At 62.1% G+C, this 21,227-nt stretch carries 21 protein-coding genes and 2 pseudogenes; 15 read left to right on the top strand and 8 right to left on the bottom strand.

Annotation, left to right across the window (positions count from 1 at the left end; all coding sequences use genetic code 11):
• Window positions 1-33 precede the first annotated feature (33 nt).
• The 7 genes and pseudogenes from AC5Y4F_RS00905 to AC5Y4F_RS00875 form a co-directional block, all read left to right on the top strand.
• A complete protein-coding gene (locus AC5Y4F_RS00905) occupies window positions 34-939 on the top strand; it encodes an MlaD family protein (RefSeq protein WP_197520691.1) in 906 nt (301 codons plus the stop codon).
• A 51-nt stretch (window positions 940-990) separates the two neighbouring features.
• Window positions 991-1,680, top strand: coding sequence for a hypothetical protein (locus AC5Y4F_RS00900; RefSeq protein ID WP_067939642.1), 690 nt, complete (start codon window positions 991-993; stop codon window positions 1,678-1,680).
• A 13-nt stretch (window positions 1,681-1,693) separates the two neighbouring features.
• Window positions 1,694-2,356, top strand: a complete 663-nt coding sequence (locus tag AC5Y4F_RS00895) for a hypothetical protein (protein WP_231986466.1) — start codon at window positions 1,694-1,696, stop codon at window positions 2,354-2,356.
• 73 nt (window positions 2,357-2,429) lie between these two features.
• Entirely contained in the window at window positions 2,430-2,852 is a 423-nt protein-coding gene (locus AC5Y4F_RS00890; RefSeq protein WP_156750214.1) for a hypothetical protein, read from the top strand.
• A 13-nt stretch (window positions 2,853-2,865) separates the two neighbouring features.
• The gene (locus AC5Y4F_RS00885; RefSeq protein WP_082947772.1) at window positions 2,866-3,249 is read left to right on the top strand and encodes a hypothetical protein; all 384 of its coding nucleotides are present in this window, start codon (window positions 2,866-2,868) and stop codon (window positions 3,247-3,249) included.
• A gap of 21 nt (window positions 3,250-3,270) precedes the next feature.
• Complete coding sequence (locus tag AC5Y4F_RS00880) at window positions 3,271-3,837, top strand: hypothetical protein (protein WP_156750215.1); 567 nt, start codon at window positions 3,271-3,273, stop codon at window positions 3,835-3,837.
• Between the two features lie 75 nt (window positions 3,838-3,912).
• Window positions 3,913-4,174, top strand: a pseudogene (locus AC5Y4F_RS00875) (integrase core domain-containing protein); the annotation flags it as partial.
• Between the two features lie 140 nt (window positions 4,175-4,314).
• Here the strand turns inward: AC5Y4F_RS00875 and AC5Y4F_RS00870 are convergent.
• The 5 genes and pseudogenes from AC5Y4F_RS00870 to AC5Y4F_RS00850 form a co-directional block, all read right to left on the bottom strand.
• Window positions 4,315-5,136: an SDR family oxidoreductase gene (locus tag AC5Y4F_RS00870; RefSeq protein ID WP_082947773.1), complete on the bottom strand. Its 822-nt coding sequence runs from the start codon at window positions 5,134-5,136 to the stop codon at window positions 4,315-4,317.
• A 41-nt stretch (window positions 5,137-5,177) separates the two neighbouring features.
• Window positions 5,178-5,381 (bottom strand): annotated as a pseudogene (locus tag AC5Y4F_RS00865) (NAD(P)-binding domain-containing protein); the annotation flags it as partial.
• A gap of 22 nt (window positions 5,382-5,403) precedes the next feature.
• Window positions 5,404-6,225 (bottom strand): SDR family NAD(P)-dependent oxidoreductase, encoded by an 822-nt coding sequence (locus tag AC5Y4F_RS00860; RefSeq protein WP_067939418.1) that lies wholly within the window; start codon window positions 6,223-6,225, stop codon window positions 5,404-5,406.
• A gap of 10 nt (window positions 6,226-6,235) precedes the next feature.
• Window positions 6,236-7,261, bottom strand: a complete 1,026-nt coding sequence (locus tag AC5Y4F_RS00855; RefSeq protein ID WP_499994641.1) for an NAD-dependent epimerase/dehydratase family protein — start codon at window positions 7,259-7,261, stop codon at window positions 6,236-6,238.
• Between the two features lie 4 nt (window positions 7,262-7,265).
• A complete protein-coding gene (locus tag AC5Y4F_RS00850; RefSeq protein ID WP_067939423.1) occupies window positions 7,266-8,168 on the bottom strand; it encodes an enoyl-CoA hydratase in 903 nt (300 codons plus the stop codon).
• A 196-nt stretch (window positions 8,169-8,364) separates the two neighbouring features.
• Here AC5Y4F_RS00850 and AC5Y4F_RS00845 point away from each other — a divergent pair, with 196 nt between their 5' ends.
• The 5 genes from AC5Y4F_RS00845 to AC5Y4F_RS00825 all read left to right on the top strand — a co-directional run bounded on the left by AC5Y4F_RS00845 (window position 8,365) and on the right by AC5Y4F_RS00825 (window position 13,647).
• Window positions 8,365-9,495: an acyl-CoA dehydrogenase family protein gene (locus AC5Y4F_RS00845; RefSeq protein ID WP_499994637.1), complete on the top strand. Its 1,131-nt coding sequence runs from the start codon at window positions 8,365-8,367 to the stop codon at window positions 9,493-9,495.
• Window positions 9,492-10,763 carry an acyl-CoA dehydrogenase family protein gene (locus AC5Y4F_RS00840; protein WP_067939429.1) on the top strand — a complete coding sequence of 424 codons (1,272 nt, stop codon included), beginning with the start codon at window positions 9,492-9,494 and terminating at the stop codon, window positions 10,761-10,763. Before AC5Y4F_RS00845 ends, AC5Y4F_RS00840 begins: the two co-directional genes overlap by 4 nt.
• 212 nt (window positions 10,764-10,975) lie before the next feature.
• Window positions 10,976-11,398, top strand: a complete 423-nt coding sequence (locus AC5Y4F_RS00835) for a hypothetical protein (RefSeq protein WP_499994632.1) — start codon at window positions 10,976-10,978, stop codon at window positions 11,396-11,398.
• 660 nt (window positions 11,399-12,058) lie between these two features.
• Window positions 12,059-12,481 (top strand): Zn-ribbon domain-containing OB-fold protein, encoded by a 423-nt coding sequence (locus AC5Y4F_RS00830; RefSeq protein WP_082947777.1) that lies wholly within the window; start codon window positions 12,059-12,061, stop codon window positions 12,479-12,481.
• A 5-nt stretch (window positions 12,482-12,486) separates the two neighbouring features.
• A complete protein-coding gene (locus tag AC5Y4F_RS00825) occupies window positions 12,487-13,647 on the top strand; it encodes a thiolase family protein (RefSeq protein ID WP_499994630.1) in 1,161 nt (386 codons plus the stop codon).
• A 9-nt stretch (window positions 13,648-13,656) separates the two neighbouring features.
• Here the strand turns inward: AC5Y4F_RS00825 and AC5Y4F_RS00820 are convergent, their stop codons facing one another.
• Window positions 13,657-14,916, bottom strand: coding sequence for a DUF445 domain-containing protein (locus AC5Y4F_RS00820; protein WP_067939436.1), 1,260 nt, complete (start codon window positions 14,914-14,916; stop codon window positions 13,657-13,659).
• Window positions 14,898-15,563 carry an Abi-alpha family protein gene (locus AC5Y4F_RS00815; RefSeq protein WP_067939441.1) on the bottom strand — a complete coding sequence of 222 codons (666 nt, stop codon included), beginning with the start codon at window positions 15,561-15,563 and terminating at the stop codon, window positions 14,898-14,900. Before AC5Y4F_RS00815 ends, AC5Y4F_RS00820 begins: the two co-directional genes overlap by 19 nt.
• Before the next feature lie 630 nt (window positions 15,564-16,193).
• On the opposite strand from AC5Y4F_RS00815, the gene AC5Y4F_RS00810 reads away from it, so the two are divergent.
• Window positions 16,194-16,361, top strand: coding sequence for a hypothetical protein (locus AC5Y4F_RS00810; RefSeq protein WP_156750216.1), 168 nt, complete (start codon window positions 16,194-16,196; stop codon window positions 16,359-16,361).
• A 61-nt stretch (window positions 16,362-16,422) separates the two neighbouring features.
• Here the strand turns inward: AC5Y4F_RS00810 and AC5Y4F_RS00805 are convergent, their stop codons facing one another.
• Entirely contained in the window at window positions 16,423-17,289 is an 867-nt protein-coding gene (locus AC5Y4F_RS00805; protein ID WP_067939446.1) for an oxidoreductase, read from the bottom strand.
• 126 nt (window positions 17,290-17,415) lie between these two features.
• Here AC5Y4F_RS00805 and AC5Y4F_RS00800 point away from each other — a divergent pair, with 126 nt between their 5' ends.
• Together AC5Y4F_RS00800 and AC5Y4F_RS00795 are read left to right on the top strand one after the other, a co-directional pair.
• Window positions 17,416-18,618, top strand: coding sequence for an amidohydrolase family protein (locus tag AC5Y4F_RS00800; protein ID WP_067939449.1), 1,203 nt, complete (start codon window positions 17,416-17,418; stop codon window positions 18,616-18,618).
• Window positions 18,615-21,206: a CaiB/BaiF CoA transferase family protein gene (locus AC5Y4F_RS00795; RefSeq protein ID WP_197520684.1), complete on the top strand. Its 2,592-nt coding sequence runs from the start codon at window positions 18,615-18,617 to the stop codon at window positions 21,204-21,206. The genes AC5Y4F_RS00800 and AC5Y4F_RS00795 overlap by 4 nt, the downstream gene beginning before the upstream one ends.
• Window positions 21,207-21,227: the final 21 nt, after the last annotated feature.

Genomic DNA, 21,227 nt, shown 5'->3' with positions numbered 1-21,227 from the left:
CGAGATCTCGCCACGTTCATCGCGTTTGCGGCGATGATCGCTCTTGGGGTGGGCTATATCTGGTCGCTCGGTGTCCGGGTCGCGCCCCCGGCGGACCGGACGAACCTTTCCATGCAAGTCGCCGATATCAACGGAATCCTGCTCGATTCGAATGTCCTGCTCCGAGGGGTTCCGGTCGGCAAAGTGACGGGTATCCATTCGTCCTTGCAGGAGGCGACCATCGACTTCTACATCGACGGCCGCTACCACGTCCCCGTGGACAGCGAAGTGCGACTCGAAAACCTCTCAGCACTCGGTGAGCCCTACATCGGGTTGGTTCCGCGGGTCGACCACGGTCCGATGCTGCGCGATGGCCAGCGCATCGCCACGCAGAGGATCGTGCAACCACCGTCGATTTCGGAGTTAGCCGTCAGCGTCACCCGACTCCTCAACCAAGCGGATCCACAAGCGCTCAAGCGGGTCGTCAATGAACTCGATACCGGCCTGCCGCAACCAAATACCGTGCTGCCCAACCTTTCTCGGGCGTCGATGCTGCTCAGAAATGTCTCCGCGGACATGAACGGCAGGGGCCGGATACTGCTCGACAACTTCCAGGCGCTGCTGCAGAACGCGAGCTGGGTCGGCCCGTGGATTGCCGACGTCACACCCGGATTTCGAACCATCGGCCTGTCCAGCGGAGTCCTGTTCTCGGGATTGGAAATCGACAGGGCACTGGGTGGAGTGGCCATCTACGACACCGTCAACCGTCTGATCGACCGGATCCAGAAGCTTCTGGACGACCGCGGCGGTGACATCAAGGTGCTGGGCCAAGCACTTCTGCCCCATCTTCGGGGGATTGCTGGCTCGCTGATGAACTTCGACACCGGTCAGATGCTGTCCAACGTTCTCGAATCGGTGCCTGCCGACGGCACCATCACATTGAACGTCAATATTCCCTAAACCTCTTGACCCCCAGGTGAATAACTGAGATGAGAGTTCAGAAATCCGATGATGACCGATAAGAAGACAGACAACGAAGAACGCTCCGCGCCCGAGTCCGTCGATCAGGAGACCGATGAGCGCGAGGTGGACACGACTGAAGCGTCGAAGCAGGACGCATTGAAGAACGGCGAGGGACCACCCATCGCGGAGGATGAGCCCAAGGCCAAGCGCAGGCGACTGCAGGCGTCTATTTCGGTTCGCGCGCTGCTCGTTGCCGGATTGATCGCTGCCCTCGTTGCAGGCATCGGCGTGATGACATGGTTGTACGTCGGCGCCAAGCACGAACTGGACCAGCAAGCCCGGCAAGCGGCGAACACCAAGCGTGCCGAACAGATTGCCCTCGACTACGCCAAGAACGCCGCGGCCATGAACTTCAAAGATCTTCCGGCCTGGAAGGACAAGCTCGTCGCGGGAACCAGTCCCGACCTCAAGAAAAGGCTGGGCGCGGCGGCAGACCAGATGGAGCAGATTCTCGTTCCGCTGCAATGGGATTCGACGGCGCGGCCGCTGACGTCCAAAGTGCGATCGGAGGTTGGTGGCGCCTATGTCGTCGACGCGTTTGTCAGCGTGACGACGAAGACGGCGCAGGGTCCAGACCCCCTGCAATCCACCGCTACCTACAGCGTGACCGTCGACAGCAATAAGGACTGGCAGATCACCGACGTCGGCGGGATCGGCGCCGCGATAGAAGGACGATAAAGGGAGCGGGCCGATGATCAGGGCGCTGCGTCAAATGACGACCGCGGTGGTCGCCTCCGCGGTCGCGGTGTTGATGGCTGTCGCGGTGACATCGGCGACGGCAGGGGCCGATCCGGTGTCCGGTGGGGAGATGCCTTCCGATGACCAACTGATCCGGCCACTGCCGGTCGTCGTTGTCAAACCCACGAACTGGGTGCCGAAGTTCCCGTTTCCTTTCGACAAGACACGCAACCGAGTAACCGACGCGGACATCAACGCCGAACGTGAACTGTGCCAGTGGTATACCGCTCAATACGAAATATTAAGAGATCAGATCGACAGGCTGCAGTTCAACAGGATCCAGCAGAACGGACCGGGTGTCCGGATCGGGTCGGGTACCGACTGGGATTACAGCTTCGGGCCCATCCAACAGCAAGTCGACATTGTCACGGGAAACATCGATCGATCGATGGAGTTCATCACCCCTCGCGTGCAGGCGTTCACCATAGACCACGACTATGTGGGCGACATCTACCTGCCGCTATTCCAAGCGCAGAATTTTTACTCCTTGTGGCAGAGCCTGGGTAATGTCAACGACGGCATCAAAGCCCACCAGCCCGATTGGTTTACTGGTCCGTCGGTGCAATTTGTCAAGCGCGCGGGCAGCCAGATCAACCGATCCCACGTGTGCTGGTGAAGCGCGGCGGGAGAAACGAATGTCGAGATTAGGGGGCAGGCCCAGGCGCTGGATGCCGTCGGTTATCGCGACCATGACGCTTCTCGCCATCGGTTTCGCGCCAGCGCCCGCTGCGCGTGCCGACGCCACAGAAAACCTGCGGTCGGCGGTGACACAGGCCCGTGCCGCAACGTCGTGCGGAGCGCTTCGTGCCGATCCGGTTGCCGAACAGGTCGCGGCCAAGATCAACCAGTCGACCCAGGACTACATGGAACACCGGGCGACGCAAACACCGCTGACTGACCCGCTGACGGGCCTGAAGATTCTTGGCTACCGCGGCAGCAAGGCCAGTCTCCTCCAAGGGGCGTCGACGTCCGATGCTGACTCGATCAAGGCGCTTATTTTGCAGGGCTACAACAAGATTCCGGATTGCAGCTTCGCCGATATCGGCGCGAACATGCAACAAAACGAGCGAACCGGCTACTGGTTGACCGCCGTGGTGTTGGCCGGCCCGTGATGGGGGAAATTCGATGAGTCGCCGTCGCGCGGTCATTGTCACGGCGATCGCGGCCGCATCCGGACTGTCGACGGCCCCCGCCGCTAACGCTGCGGTACCCGTCACCTACGAGGTGGTATCAGCCGCCGTGGGGTCGGCGAACGTCGAGTTCTTCGACGGACATGGGCGCCAAGCTCTGCCGAATGTGCACTTGCCGTGGCGGACCACGGTCATGCTGGACAACCCTGGCAGCATGGGAACCGATGTCGCCGAGATCCGCGCTGATTGGCGGCCGGCAGCCGCGCCGAACAGGTGGGTGACGGTACGCGTCTACTTCGGAGACACCGTCCGCTGCGCCAACACCCTCGATGTAGGGGACGCGTCTTGCTATGGCGCTACAGGATTCAACAACTCCTGAACGTGAGGAAGGATGCGCACAATGCCATTCCGTCGATGGCTGACAGCGATCGGGTCCGCGATCGCGTTAGGTCTGTGCACTGCGATCCCTGGACACGCTGACCCGGCCCCTGATCCGTCGATATCGCCGTTCCCGGCTGTGGACACCATCACGGCCTGGTACACCAAACTGCCCGCCGAAGATTTCTTCATACCCAACAGTTCCGGCGTCTGGTTCCTGTCGCCCACCGGACTAAATTGCGGCATATGGACGTGGGGGAGCTTCGGCTGCACCGGTGACATCCCGGGAATACCTCCCGGCGAACGACACATCGCCTGGTTCAACGGGAACCGCTCGGTACACCACGGTTGGACGGCGGCCATCCAATTTCCCGGCGGCCAAGCGCAGCGTCCGCTGCCGCCCGGCAGTTACGTCAACTACGCCACTCCAGGCGCAGGTGAGACGACGTGTGCCGTCACTCCAGAAGGGAACACCTACTGCGGACACGGCGAATTCAAGTTCCTGACGACGCCGAACGGTACGTGGTTCAAAGCGTGGAACGACCGGGATTCCTACATCTGCAACAGTTACGGGACCTGCCCGCCGTGATGAAGCACGGCCGCTGGGCTCCGGCACTCTGCGATAGTTCACCACAAGTCAGGTAGTCCATCGCGGAGCCGGCCGCACACCCGCGAATTTCTCAACGGCATGGTGAAGCGCAGCATCACCGGTGATCGCCTCATCGACGAACTCGACCGCGTGACCACCTCCCGCGGCGCCAACCCAGCGGTGCTGCGGTGTCACAACGGGCCCGAATTAGCCTGCAGCGCAATGGTCGGCCGGCTCGACGGAAAAGTCGGCGTGCACGTCATCCCGCCCGGCGAACCCTGGCGCAACGGCTACGTCTAATCGTTCACGTGACGAATGCCTCAACATCAACAGCTTCTGATCCCTGGCCCATGCCCGCGTCGTCATCAGCGACTGCAAGCACGGCCCCGACACCTCGGCAATCCTTGCGTGAAATGTCGGAAACGACACCGCGAGGATCGGAGTTATTCGCGCAAAGGAAGGTTTCGCGCTCCAGCGCTAGGCCAACGCGAATCGGGCCAGGGCCACTACATCCCTCAGCTTGATCGTCGCCAGAACCCCGCCGTCGCAGGGAATGTCGACCCCAGTGAGGTAGCTGGCCTTGTCGCTGGCGCAGAATGCCAGCACTTCTGCGACCTCCTCCGGCCGGCCGAATCGCTTCAATGCGCCGAACTCCACCATGGCACCCGATCCGGCTTTTTCCTCCAGTCGGCCCATCGCGGTATCGATGCTGCCCGGAGACACCGAGAGGATTCTTGCACCACGCCGGCCGAAGCGCTCCGCCTGCGACGCGCAGTACCAAGTTACGAAATTCTTGCTGATGGCGTACCCCATCGGAATGATCTTGCAGACTGCTGTCATTTTCCTCATGAACGCGTCCTCATCCCGCAGCGCGACTTTGAACCCTCGTGTGGGAATCAGGATTTTAGGGAGCACGTTGGCAGCCACGGACGCGACGTTCACAATCGCGAAGCCTTCACCGGCGATCGCGTAGAAAGCCTCGTTCACGTGCACCGTACCGAGGGCGTTGACCCTGATGATCTTCTCATGTGTGGCCATGCTGGGACTCAGGCCCGCGGTATGGATGACCGACTTAACGGCCCCGAGCGCCGTTGCAGCGCTGACCAATTGCGCCACGGACTCGATGTCCGTAACGTCGCACAACACGGTCGTACATGGGATGCCGATGGCGTCGAGTTGGGTTGCCGCCGCGTCAAGGGCCTTCTGATCAACGTCGCTGATGACGATCGAATGGTCTCGCCCGAGGATTTTGCCTGTGGCGAATCCCATACCCCCGGCGCCGCCGGTGATCACACTCACTGGATGAGTCAACGGCCCCTCCGTTCTAGAACACTCCGCGCATTGGCTGCGGCGACACCCGCGACGCTGTGGGCAACTGCGGCACCTGCCTCTTCGAGCGGTGCCATCGCCTCGGTGCGCACGTCGAAGACGGTCAGCCCCTGGGGCCAGTTGGCCAACCTCCTGGCCAAGGGTGCGCCCAAATTCCCGAGGCCGATATAGCCCAGCGCAGGGGCGCTCATCGGATGGGCTCTCACCGTTTGAATTTCATCATCGCTGTGATGCCCGTCAATGGAGCCGCGCACTGGAGCCAAGCCCGATCTCCATCACCACGCCGGTCAGCACGCCCGGGTCGGTGACAAGGTGCACGACCGCTCGCGTGACGTCCTCGGCTTCGAGCCATGGCTCGGGGATCGGGTTGACCCGGGTAGCGCGCTGCACGATCGCCTCGTCGGGGATCTTGCCCACCGGTATCGCCATCGGGGTGGCCACCGTGCATGGGCACACCACGTTGACGGTGATGCCCTCCTTCGCCACCTCGAGAGCGAGCGACTTGGCCATGCCGATAACGCCCCACTTGGTGGCGTTGTACGCGCTGATGTCGGGGAGGCCCATGCGTCCGCCCATCGATGACGTGACGACGATGCGGCCGAAACCCTTCTGGCGCATCGGTTTTACGGCGGCGCGTAGGCAGTGGAAGACGCCGGTGAGATTTGTGCCCACCAGTTCGGCCCACATCGTGTCCGTAATCTCCCAGAGCTTGGTCGGCGGCGAAACGATTCCGGCGTTGGCGACGAGCACGTCGAGGCTTCCCAGATCGGCCACGGCGGTTCCCACCGCAGCATCGACTGCGGCGGGGTCACGCACATCGGCCTCCACCGGCAAGCACACACCGCCGGCCTCGGCGACCAGTGCGCACGTCTCTGCGAGGTCGTCGCGGCTCGCGAGCGGGTATCTGACGCTGTTCATCGTGTCCGGTACGTCCAGCGCGACGACAGCCGCGCCGAGGCCGGCCAGGGCGATGGCGTGCGAGCGGCCTTGGCCGCGGGCCGCTCCAGTCACCAGCGCTACGCGTCCTTCGAGACGGCCGTCGCCGCTGCGGTCCACCATGGCGGGCAGCCTAATTACCGGTGCTCGTGGTGACGGGACTGTCTACCAGGGTGTCGAGGTAGGTGTCGACGACGGTCCATTTCGGTGTCCAGCCGAGTCGCTGTTTTGCCTTGGTGGAATCGATGATGACCGGCACGCTGTACAGCTCGGCGACGGCGGCGAAATCGGGGACGAATCGGAATCGGGTGGCGGCGGCAACTTGGCTCATCGTCCGGTAGAGCAGATCCTTCCCGAACGGCACCGGACGAAAACCGAAGATGCGCGCGATGTCTTCGCTGCTGATCACGCCCTCGCTGCAGATGTGATACACGCCGGGGGCGCCGGCGCCGAGTATGCATTGGACGAAAGCCGAGCCGACGTCGTCCTCGTGGATGGCTTGAGTTTCGAAGCGCGGCACGGGCATTGGGATCCGCAAAGGTAGCCGGCGGTTTCGGTCGATGAAGCGCCGCAGTCGCCGCAAGCCGCTACCGCTGCTCTTGTGCCCGATGACGTGGGGACCCATGACGCCCGGCGTGCGGAGCACATAGAGATCGATGCCTGGGGTGTCGGCTTCGAGTTCGGTCAGAGCGCGTTCGAGGTTGGCTTTCTGCCGCGCGTAATCGAAGTATTTGATCGGCCTCGGCGCCCATTCCTCGGTGACCCCGTACGGCATGTCGGGATCGAATCCGAGCGCCGAGATGGTCGAAGCGAACACGAAGCGCTTTGCGCCTGCGTCTGCGGCCGCCTTGAAGGTGTTCAAAGTGCCGTCGATGTTGATCGCGTACGTCGCGGGATCCTTCGGCGAACCGGTGATCGCGAAGGCCAGATGTACCACGACGTCCGCGCCGTCGAACGCCGCGGTCAGGTCGGTGGGGCTGCGCACATCGCCCGGCCGGTAGGTCATCTTCGACCAGCCGTGCTGGACGGGGTCGAAGTGGCTTCGCGCGATGCCGATGATCTCGCCGATGCGGTCATCTGCCTCGAGAAGTGGCATCAGACCGAACCCGAATGTTCCCGTCGGTCCGGTGACGGCGACCCGCAGCGCTTTGTCGGCCACCGTTTCAGTCTCTGACCTTGTCGCGCTGGGCTCGTACGACCGGTGGCGTCTTGCCCCACTCGGGCACGCCGTCCTCGGGCTTGGCCATGGGGTTACCGTCGTCATGCACTTGCGCCCAGTGCGCGTGGTTGAGTTCATGCAGTGAGAAGCACGCATTGAGCGAGTTGTGAAAGCCCATATTGTCGACGGTTTGATTGACCGATTCCTTGATGAGCAGCGCCGCCACCGTCGGCACTTCGGCGACCCGCCGGGCGAAATCCAGCGTCATGTCGCCGAGTTCGTCAGCGGGAAAGACTTTCGCCACCATGCCAAGTGCGAAAGCGTCATTCGCCGATAACGAGTCGCCGGTGAGCATCAACTCCTTGGTCTTGCGCGGGCCGAACTCCCAGGGGTGGGCGAAATACTCCATGCCGCACATGCCCATCCGGGTGCCCACGACGTCGGCGAATTCGGTGTTATCGGCGGCGACGATCAGATCACATGCCCACATCAACATGAGTCCGGCGGAGTAGACCTTGCCGTGAACTTGGGCAACGGTGATCTTGCGAAGGTTGCGCCACCGCAGCGTGTTCTGAAAGAAGTAGTGCCACTCCTGCAACATCAGGCTTTCCGCGCCCTTTCGGGTGCCCCCGTTGACCTTCCACGAAGGGTGCTGATTCGGCCCGGGAAGATACTCCTGCTGCGCCTCGGGAGACATGACGTCGTGACCGGCGGAGAACATCTTTCCGGTGCCGCCGAGAATGATCACCCGCACGTTGTCGTCGGCTTCGGCTGCCATGAATGCGTCGTCGAGCTCGACCAGCAGGCCACGGTTCTGGGCGTTCCTGGTTTCCGGTCGATTGAGCAGAATGCGCACCACCCGCCCGCCGTCATGGCTCTCGACGAGCAGGTACTTGTAATCGGCCATGGCGTCCCTCTTTTCCGATTCCGTTCAACTTCATGTGTGCCCGGACGAACATCTGGCTGCCGTCGGCGATTCAGTGGGCATGCATCGGCTATTATCTACGCGGCATAACTTTACCGTCTCAGACGTGTGGAGCAAGCCACTTCGCCGCTGTCGTGGACTCGTGCGGCGTCGACGACGGACACAAGGGACGCCACAGATGGACGACGAGGACCTGACCGAAGAGCAGCGGATGCTGCATCAGACCACCAGGCAGTTCATCGAGGAACAGCTGCCGGTGGCGGCGACCCGAATGCTCCACGACGACCCGATGGGCTACGACAGAGCGTGGTTGTCGCGAACAGCCGACCTGGGCTGGTACTCAATGCTGATCGCCGAGAAATACGGCGGCGGCAGCATCACTGGTCGCCCGCTCGTCGACCTGACGACCATCGCCGACTCGGTGGGCCGTTACCTGCAGCCCGGGCCGTTCATACCAATGAACGTTGTCAGCGCTGCGATCTCGGAGTTCGGCACCGACGCGCAGCGCGAAGATCTGCTCCCCAAGATCGCCTCCGCCGACGTGGTGGCGACGTGGGCCCCGTTCGATTCCGTAGGGGAGTGGGATGCGGGAGCGAGCCTGGAGGTGTCGCGGGATGGCGAGCAGATCGTGCTTCGAGGCGTGCGCGGCTTTGTCCCGGAAGCCCAGTCCTGCGACTACCTGCTCGCGGCCGGTCGGTGTGGTGGCGAGCCGGTGCAGATCATCGTGCCGACCCAGACCGCCGGTCTCGGCGTCGAAGCGCTGACGTGCTACGACCTTTCGCGTCGCGTCGCAGAGGTGTCGTTCGACGGGGTGCGCCTGCCGGCCGCGGCCGTCCTCGGCTCCGCCGAAGCCGCCGCGACCCAGAACCTGGAGCGTCAGCTGCAGATCGCTGTGGTGCTGGCTTGCGCGGAAACCGTGGGCGCGCTCGACGCGATGTTTTCGATGACGGTTGAGTACTCGAAGGACCGTATCGCCTTCGGCCGCCCGATCGGGTCGTTCCAGGCGCTCAAACACGTCATGGCCGACCAGTTGCTCTTCCTCGAGAGCTGTAAAGCCGCCACGGCCGAGGCCGCGCGAGTAGTCGACCGCGGCGCCGATGATGCCGCCGAAATCGCGTCCATGACCGCAGCGTATGTCGATGAGTATGCAACGCAGATTGCCCAGGAGTGCCTGCAGGTGCACGGCGGAATCGGCTTCACGTGGGAGCACGACCTTCATCTGTACATGCGGCGAATTCGGACCACCACGAGTATGTGGTGTGAAAAAGCCTGGCACTACGAGCGAATCTGTGAGGTGTGTGCGCTGTGAGCGAGGCAGGCGAACTCGATCAGTACCGCGCTGCGATGCGGGAATGGTTGTCGGCGAATCTCGCGCGACGCACAGCCGAATCCGACGGAGGAATCCCGAACGAGGTGACCGCTGAGGAAGTCGCCGCTGGCCGAACACTGCAGAGGAGGGTGTACGACGCGGGATATCTGGGCATCAACATCCCGATCGAGTACGGCGGTCAGGGGCTCGGCGACGCTCATCAACAGATATGGGTCGACGAGTCCGCCGGCTATGACGTGCCACTGCCGGCCGGTATCGCGTCTGTCGTCACGATGCGGGTTGTCCTGCCGACGTTGCTGCAGAACGCCACCGAGGAACAAAAGCGCGAGTGGATTCCGCGCATCCTGCGCGGTGAGGACATCTGGGTTCAGTTGTTGTCCGAGCCAGACGCGGGGTCCGACCTTGCCGGAATTCGCACCCAGGCCCGTCGCGACGGCGACAAGTGGATCCTGCAGGGCACGAAACTCTGGTCCTCTGGCGCAATCCACGCCGACTACGGGATCTGTTTGGCGCGTACGGATCCGACTGTGCCCAAACATCGCGGGCTCACCTGGTTCAAGGTTCCGTTGCATGATGAGCGCGTCACCGTGCGTCCGGTCCGCCAGGTCAACGGCAGCGAGGAGTTCTGTGAGGAATTCCTCGACGACGTCGTGGTCGGCGAGGACATGGTCATCGGGTCGGTGAACGACGGCTGGAAGGTCGCGAACTCGATGCTCATGTTCGAACGCGGAGCCGGACACATCGACCTGTCCCGCTCTACCTTCCAGTCCCGCAACAAGCAGGCTTCCGATCTCATCGAGTTGGCGCTGACCTGCGCTCCACCCGGCAGCGAAACGGCTCGCGGGCGCAGGATCGGCCCGATAATCGCAGCCCAGCGCACCAAAGACTGGGTTCACGAAGCGCTCACGCGTCGCGTTACGGCGCGCCTCATGCGGGGATCGGCCAACCCTGCCACGTCTGCGCTGATCAAGCTGTCGATTGGCACCCGCGGACCTGACCGCGCCATCGCCGGCATGCAGATCGCCGGGCGCAATGCGGTCGCCTGGCGCGGCGCCGGTTCGGCAGGGGAGAAGGCGGCCAACAACTTTGTCTATGGGCGACAGTTCGCAATCGCGGGTGGCAGCAATCAGATCCAGCGCAACATCATCAGCGAACGCGTTCTCGGCCTCCCCCGCGAGCCGAGCTACGACAACGAAAAGCCGTTCAAGGACGTCATGCGGGACGCCCGAAAGTGGACGGCCGGCTGACATGACCGGCAGAGGCGGGCAAACCTCGCCGCTTGCGACCGACTTTCCTAAGTTTGTTGGGAAAGTCGCAGCGGGACCCGGCGCGGAGGGAATGGTCCACCGGTTATGTGGATTGTGGCCGGTGACCGGGCGGAAAAGTTCAACCCGACGGTGTCGCAACCCACAGGCGTCATACTGAACATCGAACCGAAGCCCCCGAGGAGCAGAACCCCATGATTCGCGGCTTACGAGTGATGATCGCGCTGATCATGGGTTGCTCCGAGGCGGTGGGAGCCCCCGCAATCGCTCGCGCCGATGAGTCGGTGACGTACGAGGTACTCGCGCAGTCGCCCTCACTCGCTGCGGTGGACGCCGAGTACACCGACGGCGCGGGCCAAGTCGCGGTGCAGAATGTTTCGCTGCCGTGGCGAATGAATGCGACAGTGCCTGACGCTCATAGCGTCGACACGACGATTCGCGTCACGTGGCCATCGCCGGTGCGCTACAAGTGGGTGATCGTCCGAATCTTCACCCGCGGCAGCATGCTGTGCGAATCCATTGCCGACAAGGGCGAAACAACCTGCACCGGTAGGGGATATTACAAAGGCGAGATGCCCAGATGGATGCCGCCCATGTCTCCTCCCGGCGCTAGCTGAGCATCGCAGTCCCGGCCACTCCTACTACAGGCGGATGAAAATGAGAAACCGATTCGTACGCCGCTCAATGATCGGAGCTGCTCTCGCCGGGCTGATAGCCGGAGCCCCCCTCGCATTCACTCCCGCCACGGCGTCCGCCGCGCCATGTGATGGAGCAAGCTGTGTCGCACACGTGAGGACCGATGCAGTCGCGGGTGCGGAGTGCCAAGCGTCCAGACTCTATGCCTTCGGGCTCGACGCGAGCGGAAATACCTTCATCTGCTACGCCACATACCGCAACCCGACAACGGCGACGTGGGTGCCGGTTCCCGGCATCGTTGGAGTGCGTGATTTCGGGGCCCTCTGTTCCGGCGGAGGGGTGGCCCAATCGCTCGACGGCATACCGATGGTATGCAGAGATGGCATCTGGGACCGCTACACACCCGCACTTCCGGTGTCGTAAACGGCGTCAGTCGTCAAACCTGGCGGTAAGCAGCCTCTTAGCTGGGCATTCCTTGAGCGAGGTCGTCGTGGTCGATGCCGTCTGACTGTGTGCGTCGTTGGACGGACAGGTCAAGAACCGATGTCAGTTCCCTTGGCCGTGATTTAGTTATATATATTTGAAAAATCCGACGATCCGTGGCGGCCTCAGTGAGACCGCGCCACAGGAGGGGGTCAAACGTGAGCGATCAGGTGCTCTACCCGCCGATGCCCAAGCCCGACAGCGTGAGCGAATTCTTCTGGAGCGGCGTGGATCGCCATGAACTCTTGATCCTGCGGTGCCAGGCATGTGCGACCTATCTGCATCCACCCAAGGAGGTCTGTCGAACCTGTCTGAGCACAAACCTGAAGCCCGAGCGGGTATCGGGCAAGGCCACGCTCGTCACCTGGACAGAGCCCCGCAAGGCCTACGATCCGTACTTCGCTGCCCATCAGCCTTACATCTTCGCCACTGTAAACCTCGTCGAGCAGGAGCCGCTGCGCTTCGCGACAAATCTCGTCGACTGCACCGGTGACGAGCTGCGGATCGGACAACCGCTGGCAGTGACATTCCGTGAAGTCGCCCCGGGCTGTACCCTGCCGCTGTTCGAGGTCGTCGGGTGACGACCATGATGCAAAATCGCGTCGCGATCGCCGGCATCGGGTATTCGGAAACGGGCCGTATGCTGCCGTTCTCAGACGATCAACTCGTGACGCAGGCCGTCACGGCCGCCCTCGATGACGCGGGCCTGAAACAAGGCGATATCGATGGGATTTCGACGACCGGCGGCGTTTCAATGTCGATCGGATCCCTACTCGGCATCTTGCCCCTGAATTGGTTCTTCACCTCGAGCCTATACGGACCCTCTTTCGCCGAGACGGCAGTAATGGCCATGGACGCAGTCGCTTCCGGCTCGTGCCACACCGCACTGGCCTTGCGTGTCATTCGTCAGCCGCGCGCGGGGGAGCACCCGATTGCCGCGATAACCTCCGGCGGGCCGGCCGACGGACCTACCCGAGTCGGCGGGCAACAGCAGTGGACAGCGCCGTTCGGCGGCAGCCTGCCGGCCGCGTTCATCGGCGGCCTTCAGATGCAGCGATATATGAGCGAATTCGGTGCCACGGAAGAAGATTTCGCGCGGCACGCCGTCGTCCAGCGCAGTCATGCGATGCGAAACCCCGAGGCGTTATTTCGTGAGCCGCTCGGTGCCGACGAGTATCTGGCGTCGCGCTACGTCAGCAAACCGGTGCGACTCCTCGATTGCGACTACCCGGTGGATTCCGCATCCGCGGTCATATTCACCACTCCCGAGCGAGCCAGACAATGCAGTAAGCCTACCGTTCTGGTCGACTCGTGGGCGATGTCCGCGGTGGCCGACATCGACATGGCACTGCTCGACGACTTCACTTCGAACGCGATCGGTCATTGCAGTGAAACCCTATGGTCCCGAACCGATCTGCGGCCCGCAGACGTCGACTGCGCCGGACTGTACGACGGCTTCTCAATCATCACGTTCGAATGGCTTGACGCTCTTGGATTCTGTGGCCGGGGAGAGGCGCCACAATTCATCAACGACGGACACACCGGACCCGGTGGGTCACTCCCGACCAACACAGACGGCGGTGCTTGCAATGTCGGCCGTCGCCACGGGGCCAACTTCTGCATCGAATCGGTCAGGCAACTTCGTGGTGAATGTGGGGAGCGGCAGGTACCCGGGGCGGAAGTCGCGGTCTGGTCGAACGCCACCGGTTCGTTCGCAGGTACCGCGATCCTCACTGTTGATCGATGATGAAGAGGCTCAGCTGCCAATCAGTGCGAGGATCAGGTGCTCCTGGCCCAATCCGACGAGGAACCCGAGCGCCGCACCGACGACGATGATGATCCACTCGTCGTTCTTGAATATAGGACGCATCAGGTTTTCGAACGTCTCCGCGTCCATCTCGTTCATCTTTTCGACCATCAGTTCTTCGAGGTTAATCCGCTCCGAGAAGTATTTCTCGACATAGCCTATGTTCTCCGGGAGCTGCGCGATCACGACGTCAGCGATCCGCCGCTTCATGTCCCGGTACTGTCGGCCGCCGACCGCGTTGATGATGCGCGCCGCGAAACCCAGTTGCCTGTCGATGGATTCACGGATCTCGGTTTGAATCGCGTAAAAAAATTGGTCCGACATAGGGCCGGTGAGAAGGTCATTCAGTATGGCCTTTGGGGTAAAGATTTCATTGGCCATCAGCGCGGCGTAATCGCGGGTGATCTGCACGCGGTTCGCTTGGAACACGCCCTGCCACTTGAAGCCCGGGAAGATAGTGCGTCGGTGCAACGGCCGGAAGATCATCTGCAGCGCCACGTAGTCGGTGAGGCCGCCCGTCAGTAAGCCGAACGCGGGCAACGTCCACGCCCATCCGGTCAGACCGAATGCGAGGGCCTGGACCAGGCCGATGATGAATCCGAAGACCAGTCCGGCCCTGGCGAAGAATTTGAACGAAGTCTTGCCCATGTCGTCGAAGAGCTCGACGAGCTTCCTCTTGTCCCCGACCAGCTTTGTGACAACCATGTGCCTCACGTCGAAAAACCGGTCGAGTTGACCCTGGAACTGCTCGAACATGGCGCGCGAGGCCGCTGGCATGCGAGTTTCCACGCCTTTGACGATCAGGTCTTTGACCTGGTCGGGAGTGGCACGCCAAACCTGGGGCTGGAGCGACATCATCATCACGTCGACGATCTCTGCGGTCGCCCCCCGTAATGGTTCTTGAAGTTCGTTGACCATCTCTTCGGGATCTAACTGGTCGAAAATCTCGTGCGGAGCGATGATTTCGGATGTCAACGAGTCGACCATTTGTGCAGCCATCTTCGGTGCCAGTCGGGGAATCTGGCCCTGCCAGCCGAGGTAAGGCTTGATGCCCTTGAACTCGATCGGATAGAACATCATCTTGAGAGCGAGAATCTTTGTGGCCCAGCCGATCAGGGCGGCGCCGAGTGGGATCGAGATGTAAACCCACAACGGGTGGGTGAAGATGGCACCGAACTCGACATAGATCCTCACTTCGCGGCGTCCCATACTTGCTGGCCCAGCGCGCTGATCCGCACTGTTCGTTTGATCACCCGCGCTGGACGTATTCCGCGTCGCGCTTTGGCCTGCGCGAGGCTCACAGCGTCATCGGCGAGCAAGATCTCGTAGTCGCTCTCCATCGAGGTCGGGCCCTCAGGCCCGATGACCGCCAAACCCAAATGCACCATCCGGGCGAGGTAGAGCGGAGTGTGGTCGGGCAGTGAAACCCCTGCAACGCGACCTACAGTTGACGCGTTTTCCAGCGCCATCACCGAGCTGGCGCCGGCGCTGGGTTCCGCGACGTGCACAACGGGATAGGTCGACCCATCCGACAGCGCCGCGAGGATGCGTGCTTCGTCGGGCAACATTGCCTCTAGCAGAGCGCGGTGGAGATCGTCGAGGCTATCGTCGGGCGAGTTGTAAATCGCCCTGTCAAGCAACGACTGAAGGACATCGGTCGGGGACGCGAGCGCAGCCGCTTCGGCGAGCGGAGGCCCGTTCGCCGAGGTGCCTGCCGCATCGTCGAGCTGCGCGAGGTGTTGTCGAATCAGTCCGACCACATAGCGCTCCGAGGTGAGGACCACCGGCAACACACCGGCGACCATGACGTCTGCCGCGGTCTGAAAGCTGCTGCGAATAAGCCTCGTCGCGTACATTGGATCAGCCGTCGTTCTCTGCACCGCATCGATGGCTCGACCGGTATGGGTTTTCTTGCCAGACTAAATAGGTCACAGCCAGCGAGGTTACTCGGCCGATGCGGTCTAGAAGCCCGTTCTGCTGTCTTTCTTTAGGTGCGTTAAGCTTGGCCGACGACGTGCCTAACTCATGTTGGCCGCCTTTCGTCAGCAACCGATGGGTCCCCCTGCTGTGGTTCCGACCCGTAGTGTTCCGAGGACAACGCCCATGATTCGCAATCTTCCGTGATGATTTGCTGGTGACAGGCGTTGCCCGCGTTCCCTACCGCTCCTGCGCGCTCGCAGCGACGATGCGAAGCGGAGGCGACCGTCGGCTAGCCGACGGCTGAACGGATACTCTGGAAAATGGCCGATGACACGAGGCGGCGCTCGACCGGTCCGCAGGTGACCGTTCGGCACGGTTTCGGGAGCTGACGTGGTCGTCGACGGCGGTGAGATCATCGACCATCGTTGGTTGACGCCGGCAACCACGTTCGCCGAACACGGTCGCCGAAGGCTCGAGTTGCTCCCGCCCACCTGGGTGACACTGCATGGGCTATCGCGCGATACCGCAGCGTCGCCGCGGCGCGGACGGGGCTCGACGCCGCTCCGATGGAGCAGTACGACAGCCATGTGGTCCGCACGGAGAGCGGTTACATCTGCCTGTGGCGCGGCGACGAGGGTTTCGAAGCCGGCGATCCCGAACGCGCCGGCGCACGCCACCGGCTTTACCTTGTCAGTGATGGTCCGTGGCGTTATGAGCGCAATGAAGGCGTTTGACGGACCGAGAGTTCAACGCGCACTGTCGATTCCATTGGACTGCCAGCTCAAGTGTGACCGCTCATAGTGGAAATTTCGTTCCCGTAAGTTGCTCCGACAAGTCCCAAAGCGCGGCAGCCGTCGCGATGTTTCGCGCCGTCGGGCTGCGGCCGACTGGCTGGCTGCGGCCCACCATGACGAAATGTGGACCGATGAAGGTGTCGCCCGGCAGATCCTGCGACACCGCGTACAACGTCTGCCGGGCACCAAAGTCGGCGCTGGTGGACAACCGTTTCGTCGCCGCAGTCAACACGTCACCGAGGCGGCGCCCAGAAGTGCTCATCAAGTTGGTCTGCGAGTACCCGGGATGGGCCGCGATCGAACGCAGCCGCGAACCGGCAGCGTCGAGTCGGCGTTGCAGCTCGCCCGTAAACAGCAGGTTGGCGAGTTTCGATTGGCCGTAGGCGAGATAGCCGGCGTACTTTCGTTTCTTCCAGTTGAGGTCATCAAGGTCGATGCCTCCGCGCCAATGAGTGATCGAGGAGACCGTTACCACTCGGTCGTTGAGCTTGGGCAGTAGCAGGTTCGTTAGCGCAAAATGCCCGAAATGGTTTGTGCCGATCTGGCTTTCGAAGCCATCAACCGTCATCGAGTAGGGCACCGCCATGATGCCCGCGTTGTTGACCAGGACGTCGGCCGCGTCCACACCTTCGGCGAACTTCCGGACGGACGACAGATCCTGCAGATCGAGTGCGCGCACCTCGATGTCGCCGGTCATCTGTTGTGCGGCGGCCGTGCCCTTGTCTATATCACGCACGGCCATAATGACTTTGGCGCCCGCCCGGGCCAACTCGCGAGCCGTCACCGCGCCTAAGCCACTGTTGGCACCGGTGATGACGACGGTGCGTCCGAGGAATGACGGTAGATCCTCTGCGGTCCAATTGGTCACGCCCCGAGCATTCCTTTCGGCAGTTGACGGGCGCGGTGAGGCTCGACGCGCTGTTGACTTGGTTAGAAGTGAGTGGTAGACACGAATACAGAACGCGTCTCTTTGTCTACTATAGAGGAGCATGCGGTGCCGTTGCAAGACGATGTCCAGATCGTGTCGGTGGACGATCACCTGATTGAGCACCCGCGTGTTTGGCAGGATCGCCTGCCGTCCAAGTATTTGGAGGATGGGCCGAAGATCGTCGAGGACGAGCAAGGCCACCATCTTTGGGCGTACGAGGGTGAACTGCACGCTCAGGTCGGCTTGAACGCGGTGGCGGGCAGGCCTTATGAGGAATATGGGCTCGAGCCCATGAGATTCCAGGACATGATTCCGGGTTGTTACGACTCAGTGGAACGCGCCAGGGACATGGATTTGGATGGAGTGCAGGCGGCCTTGTGCTTTCCCTCATTCCCGGGCTTTTCGGGTTCGACGTTCCATAAAGCCAAGGACAAAACGCTGGCACTCGAATGCGTACGGGCGTGGAACGACTTCTCTCTGGATGAATGGTGTGCCTCAGCGCCGGACCGCTACATTCCGGTCGTAATGGTGCCGACGTGGGACGTCGATTTGGCTGTTGCGGAAGTGGAACGGACAGCAGCAAAAGGCGCCCGCACGATCAGTTTTCCCGAGAGTCCAGTGCCACTGGGTATGCCGTCCCTGCATTCTCGATACTGGGACCCGCTGTGGAGTGCCGCTGAGGCCACTGACATGCCGCTGAGCATGCACTTCGGCACGTCGACGTACCTGCCGGGATACAGCTTCGGTGCGAGCGGGGTCACCACCGACGATCAAGATCAATACGACCAGCACAGCGAGCAGGAGGATATCCCGTTCGCGGTGGCCATCACGCTCTTCGGCACCAATCTGATGTGGACCACCGTCGATCTGCTGCTATCCGGTGCGTTGCAACGTCACCCCAACCTGAAGATCTCGCTGGCCGAGGGCGGCATCGGATGGATTCCATACATCCTCGAGCGCACGGACTACGTGTGGGAGCGGCACCGCTGGTACCAGAAGATCGATAAGGAAGCTCGGCCTTCCGATCTGTTCAAGCAGCACTTCTACGGCTGCTTCATCGACGACGAGTTCGGTCTCGCGAACCGCGACGCAATCGGGGTGGACCGCCTGCTGCTCGAAGTGGACTATCCGCATTCCGATTCGAGCTGGCCGAATTCGCGTAAACGTGCTCAGGAGGTTCTGGTCTCGGTGTCCGACGGCGATGCACGAAAAATCGCCGAGGACAACGCCAGAGCGCTGTTCCGCTTCCCTCGGTCGGGCTGGAAGTGACACCTAATCCCCAAGCCGGAGCCGAGGGCTTCCTGGCCGGCGTCACCGTGGTCGAGCTTGCCGACGAGACCGCCGAATATGTGGGCAAGCTGCTTGCCGGCCTCGGCGCGAATGTGATCAAGGTCGAACCGCCGGGAGGCGAAGTCACCCGGACTTACGGGCCCTTCAAGGATGACGTCGAGAATCCCGAACAGAGCCTTCATTTTTGGCACTCCAATATCGGCAAACGAAGCGTTGTTCTGGATCTCGACGACGCAGGAGATCAGGCGCGAATGCGGGACTTGGTGTCCCATGCAGACGTTTTCGTACACACCCGATCAGCGGACTACATGCGTACCCGTGGTCTCCATCAGGCGGACTTGCGTGCCGATGCGTCCGCACTGATCTACTGCCGGGTATCGCCGTTCGGTGACGACGGACCGTGGGCCGAGTATCCGGGCAGCGACCTCGTCCATCTCGCGCTGGGCGGCGTGGCCATGAACTGTGGCTACGACCCCGAGCCGTCAGGACACTACGACACGCCTCCGATCGCGCCCCAGATGTGGCAGGCTTACTGCATTGCCGGCGAGACGACATCGATCGCGATCATCACGGCATTGATCTATCGGCAATCTTCTGGCCGGGGACAATACCTTTCGGTGTCTATCCATGATTCGGTCAGCAAGAACACCGAAACCGATGTGCCGAACTGGGTGTACCAACGCCTTACGAACCTGCGGCAGACATGTCGGCATTCGATGCCGACGGCGGCCGTCCCGGCGCTGGCACTGACCAAAGACGGTCGTTGGCTGCTGCCGTACCGGACCTACCTGCCCGGTGGCAGTGCGCTTTTCAAAGCTCTGGTCGACATGCTGGCGCGACACGGGATGCAGGCCGACCTGGACGATCCGAAGTACCTCGACGACGCCTACCGCGCCCAACCCGTGGTCGCCCAGCATATCGGCGACGTCACCGACCGCCTCATCGGTCAGTTCCTCGCCAACCGGGAGATCTGGCAGGAGGCGCAACAGGTCGGCATGCCCTGGGCGCCAATCCGTTCGCCACACGAGAACGTCACCGACCCGCACTTCAGCGCGCGAGAGGCATTCAAGGTTGTCGAGCATCCCGAGTTGGGCGAGAGTTACACCTATACCGGGGCCCGGTGGTACTGCCCTGAGGTGCCATGGCAATCGGACACTCGGCCACCGATGCTCGGTGAGCACACCGCGGAGGTATTCGAAGAGATCTCTACCCGCTGCGCACCTGAACTTCCCTCGAGCCATGCGGCCCACCGGGGGGCAGCCGCGGTGTCCCCGTTGGGAAAGCCATTCGCGTTGGCGGGGGTTCGCGTCATCGACTTGTCCTGGCTGCTTGCCAGCGCCGGTGCGGGCCGGTTTCTCGCGGCGCACGGCGCGGAAGTTGTCAAGGTCGAACACTCCAGCCGATGGGACACAATGCGTTTCGGTGCCGGCTTTGCTCCTGAGGGCGGACGTGCCGAGCGTGATAAGGCCCGGGGGCCGATTGCCGTACCGCCCGGGGACCGTGGGCCGAACAAATCGGGTGCGTTCATGGAGATCAATTCGGGCAAGCTCGGCGTGAGCCTGAATCTGAAATCAGATGAGGGCAAGCAAATTCTCGAGCGGCTGATCGCCGATGCCGACATGGTGATCGAGGGATTCTCACCGGGCACCATGGAGCGTATGGGATTCGGTTATCAGAGGTTAAAGGAGATCAATCCCGGAATCATCTATGTCCAGCAGTCGGGCACCGGTGAGCACGGCTGCTACAAGGGTATGCGGACTTACGGTCCGACCGCGGCCGCATTCGCCGGCAATAGCGAAATGTCCGGCATGCCAGCGCCGTTCCCGCCCGCTGGTATCGGCTATTCCTACCTCGACTGGTTCGGTGCCTACAACATGGCCACAGCGATGTTGGCGGCGTTGTTCAGAAAACAGTCGACTGGGCTCGGCTGCCACATCGACGCTTCCCAGATCGAGATCGGCATCTATCTGACCGGCACCGCGGTACTCGACCACAGTGTCAATGGACGCGTATATGAGCGGACTGGAAATCGCTCCCCGTACAAGCCTGCCGCTCCGCACGGTATCTATCCGACGCGCGGCGTGGACCGCTGGATCGCATTGTCGTCTTTCAGCGACGAACACTGGACGACGTTGATCGAGGTGTTCAACAAACCCGAACTCGGGGCCGACGCGCGGTTCGGCACACTCGCCGACCGCCTAGCACATCAGGACGAACTTGACGCGATCGTCGCTGCATGTACCGCCGAGTGTGACGGTTACGAGCTGATGCACACGCTCGCGCGCCGCCACTTCCCGGCAGGGGTCTGTCAGACGGCGCAGGATCGTTGTGAGAACGACCCGCAACTCGCTCACCTGGGGTGGCTGGAAGAAGTTCCACAGTCCGAGATCGGCACTTGGCCGGTCAGAACGCTGCCGGTTGCTTTCAGTGAAACTCCCTCCTACATAGGTGGTTTCGTCGGCCGTTCCGGTCCCAACTACGGTGAAGACAATTTCAGCTTCTACCCAAGGCAACTAGGGCTGACCACAGCGGAGGTCGAACAGTTGTTACGGACTGGTGTCTTGTAATACGTAGTCCTCGCGGATCAG

This window comes from Mycobacterium sp. NGS56, from assembly GCF_059812425.1.
Note: the sequence above shows the minus strand (reverse complement) of the source record. Positions and strands in the feature narration are given on the sequence as shown.

Bases quoted from the DNA above. Each gene is read 5' to 3' on its own strand.
- AC5Y4F_RS00905 (WP_197520691.1), top strand. From the start codon at position 34: ATGATCGCTCTTGGGGTGGGCTATATCTGGTCGCTCGGTGTCCGGGTC.
- AC5Y4F_RS00900 (WP_067939642.1), top strand. From the start codon at position 991: ATGACCGATAAGAAGACAGACAACGAAGAACGCTCCGCGCCCGAGTCC.
- AC5Y4F_RS00895 (WP_231986466.1), top strand. From the start codon at position 1,694: ATGATCAGGGCGCTGCGTCAAATGACGACCGCGGTGGTCGCCTCCGCG.
- AC5Y4F_RS00890 (WP_156750214.1), top strand. From the start codon at position 2,430: ATGACGCTTCTCGCCATCGGTTTCGCGCCAGCGCCCGCTGCGCGTGCC.
- AC5Y4F_RS00885 (WP_082947772.1), top strand. From the start codon at position 2,866: ATGAGTCGCCGTCGCGCGGTCATTGTCACGGCGATCGCGGCCGCATCC.
- AC5Y4F_RS00880 (WP_156750215.1), top strand. From the start codon at position 3,271: ATGCCATTCCGTCGATGGCTGACAGCGATCGGGTCCGCGATCGCGTTA.
- AC5Y4F_RS00860 (WP_067939418.1), bottom strand. From the start codon at position 6,225: ATGGTGGACCGCAGCGGCGACGGCCGTCTCGAAGGACGCGTAGCGCTG.
- AC5Y4F_RS00850 (WP_067939423.1), bottom strand. From the start codon at position 8,168: ATGGCCGATTACAAGTACCTGCTCGTCGAGAGCCATGACGGCGGGCGG.
- AC5Y4F_RS00845 (WP_499994637.1), top strand. From the start codon at position 8,365: ATGGACGACGAGGACCTGACCGAAGAGCAGCGGATGCTGCATCAGACC.
- AC5Y4F_RS00835 (WP_499994632.1), top strand. From the start codon at position 10,976: ATGATTCGCGGCTTACGAGTGATGATCGCGCTGATCATGGGTTGCTCC.
- AC5Y4F_RS00825 (WP_499994630.1), top strand. From the start codon at position 12,487: ATGATGCAAAATCGCGTCGCGATCGCCGGCATCGGGTATTCGGAAACG.
- AC5Y4F_RS00820 (WP_067939436.1), bottom strand. From the start codon at position 14,916: ATGGGACGCCGCGAAGTGAGGATCTATGTCGAGTTCGGTGCCATCTTC.
- AC5Y4F_RS00815 (WP_067939441.1), bottom strand. From the start codon at position 15,563: ATGTACGCGACGAGGCTTATTCGCAGCAGCTTTCAGACCGCGGCAGAC.
- AC5Y4F_RS00810 (WP_156750216.1), top strand. From the start codon at position 16,194: ATGGAGCAGTACGACAGCCATGTGGTCCGCACGGAGAGCGGTTACATC.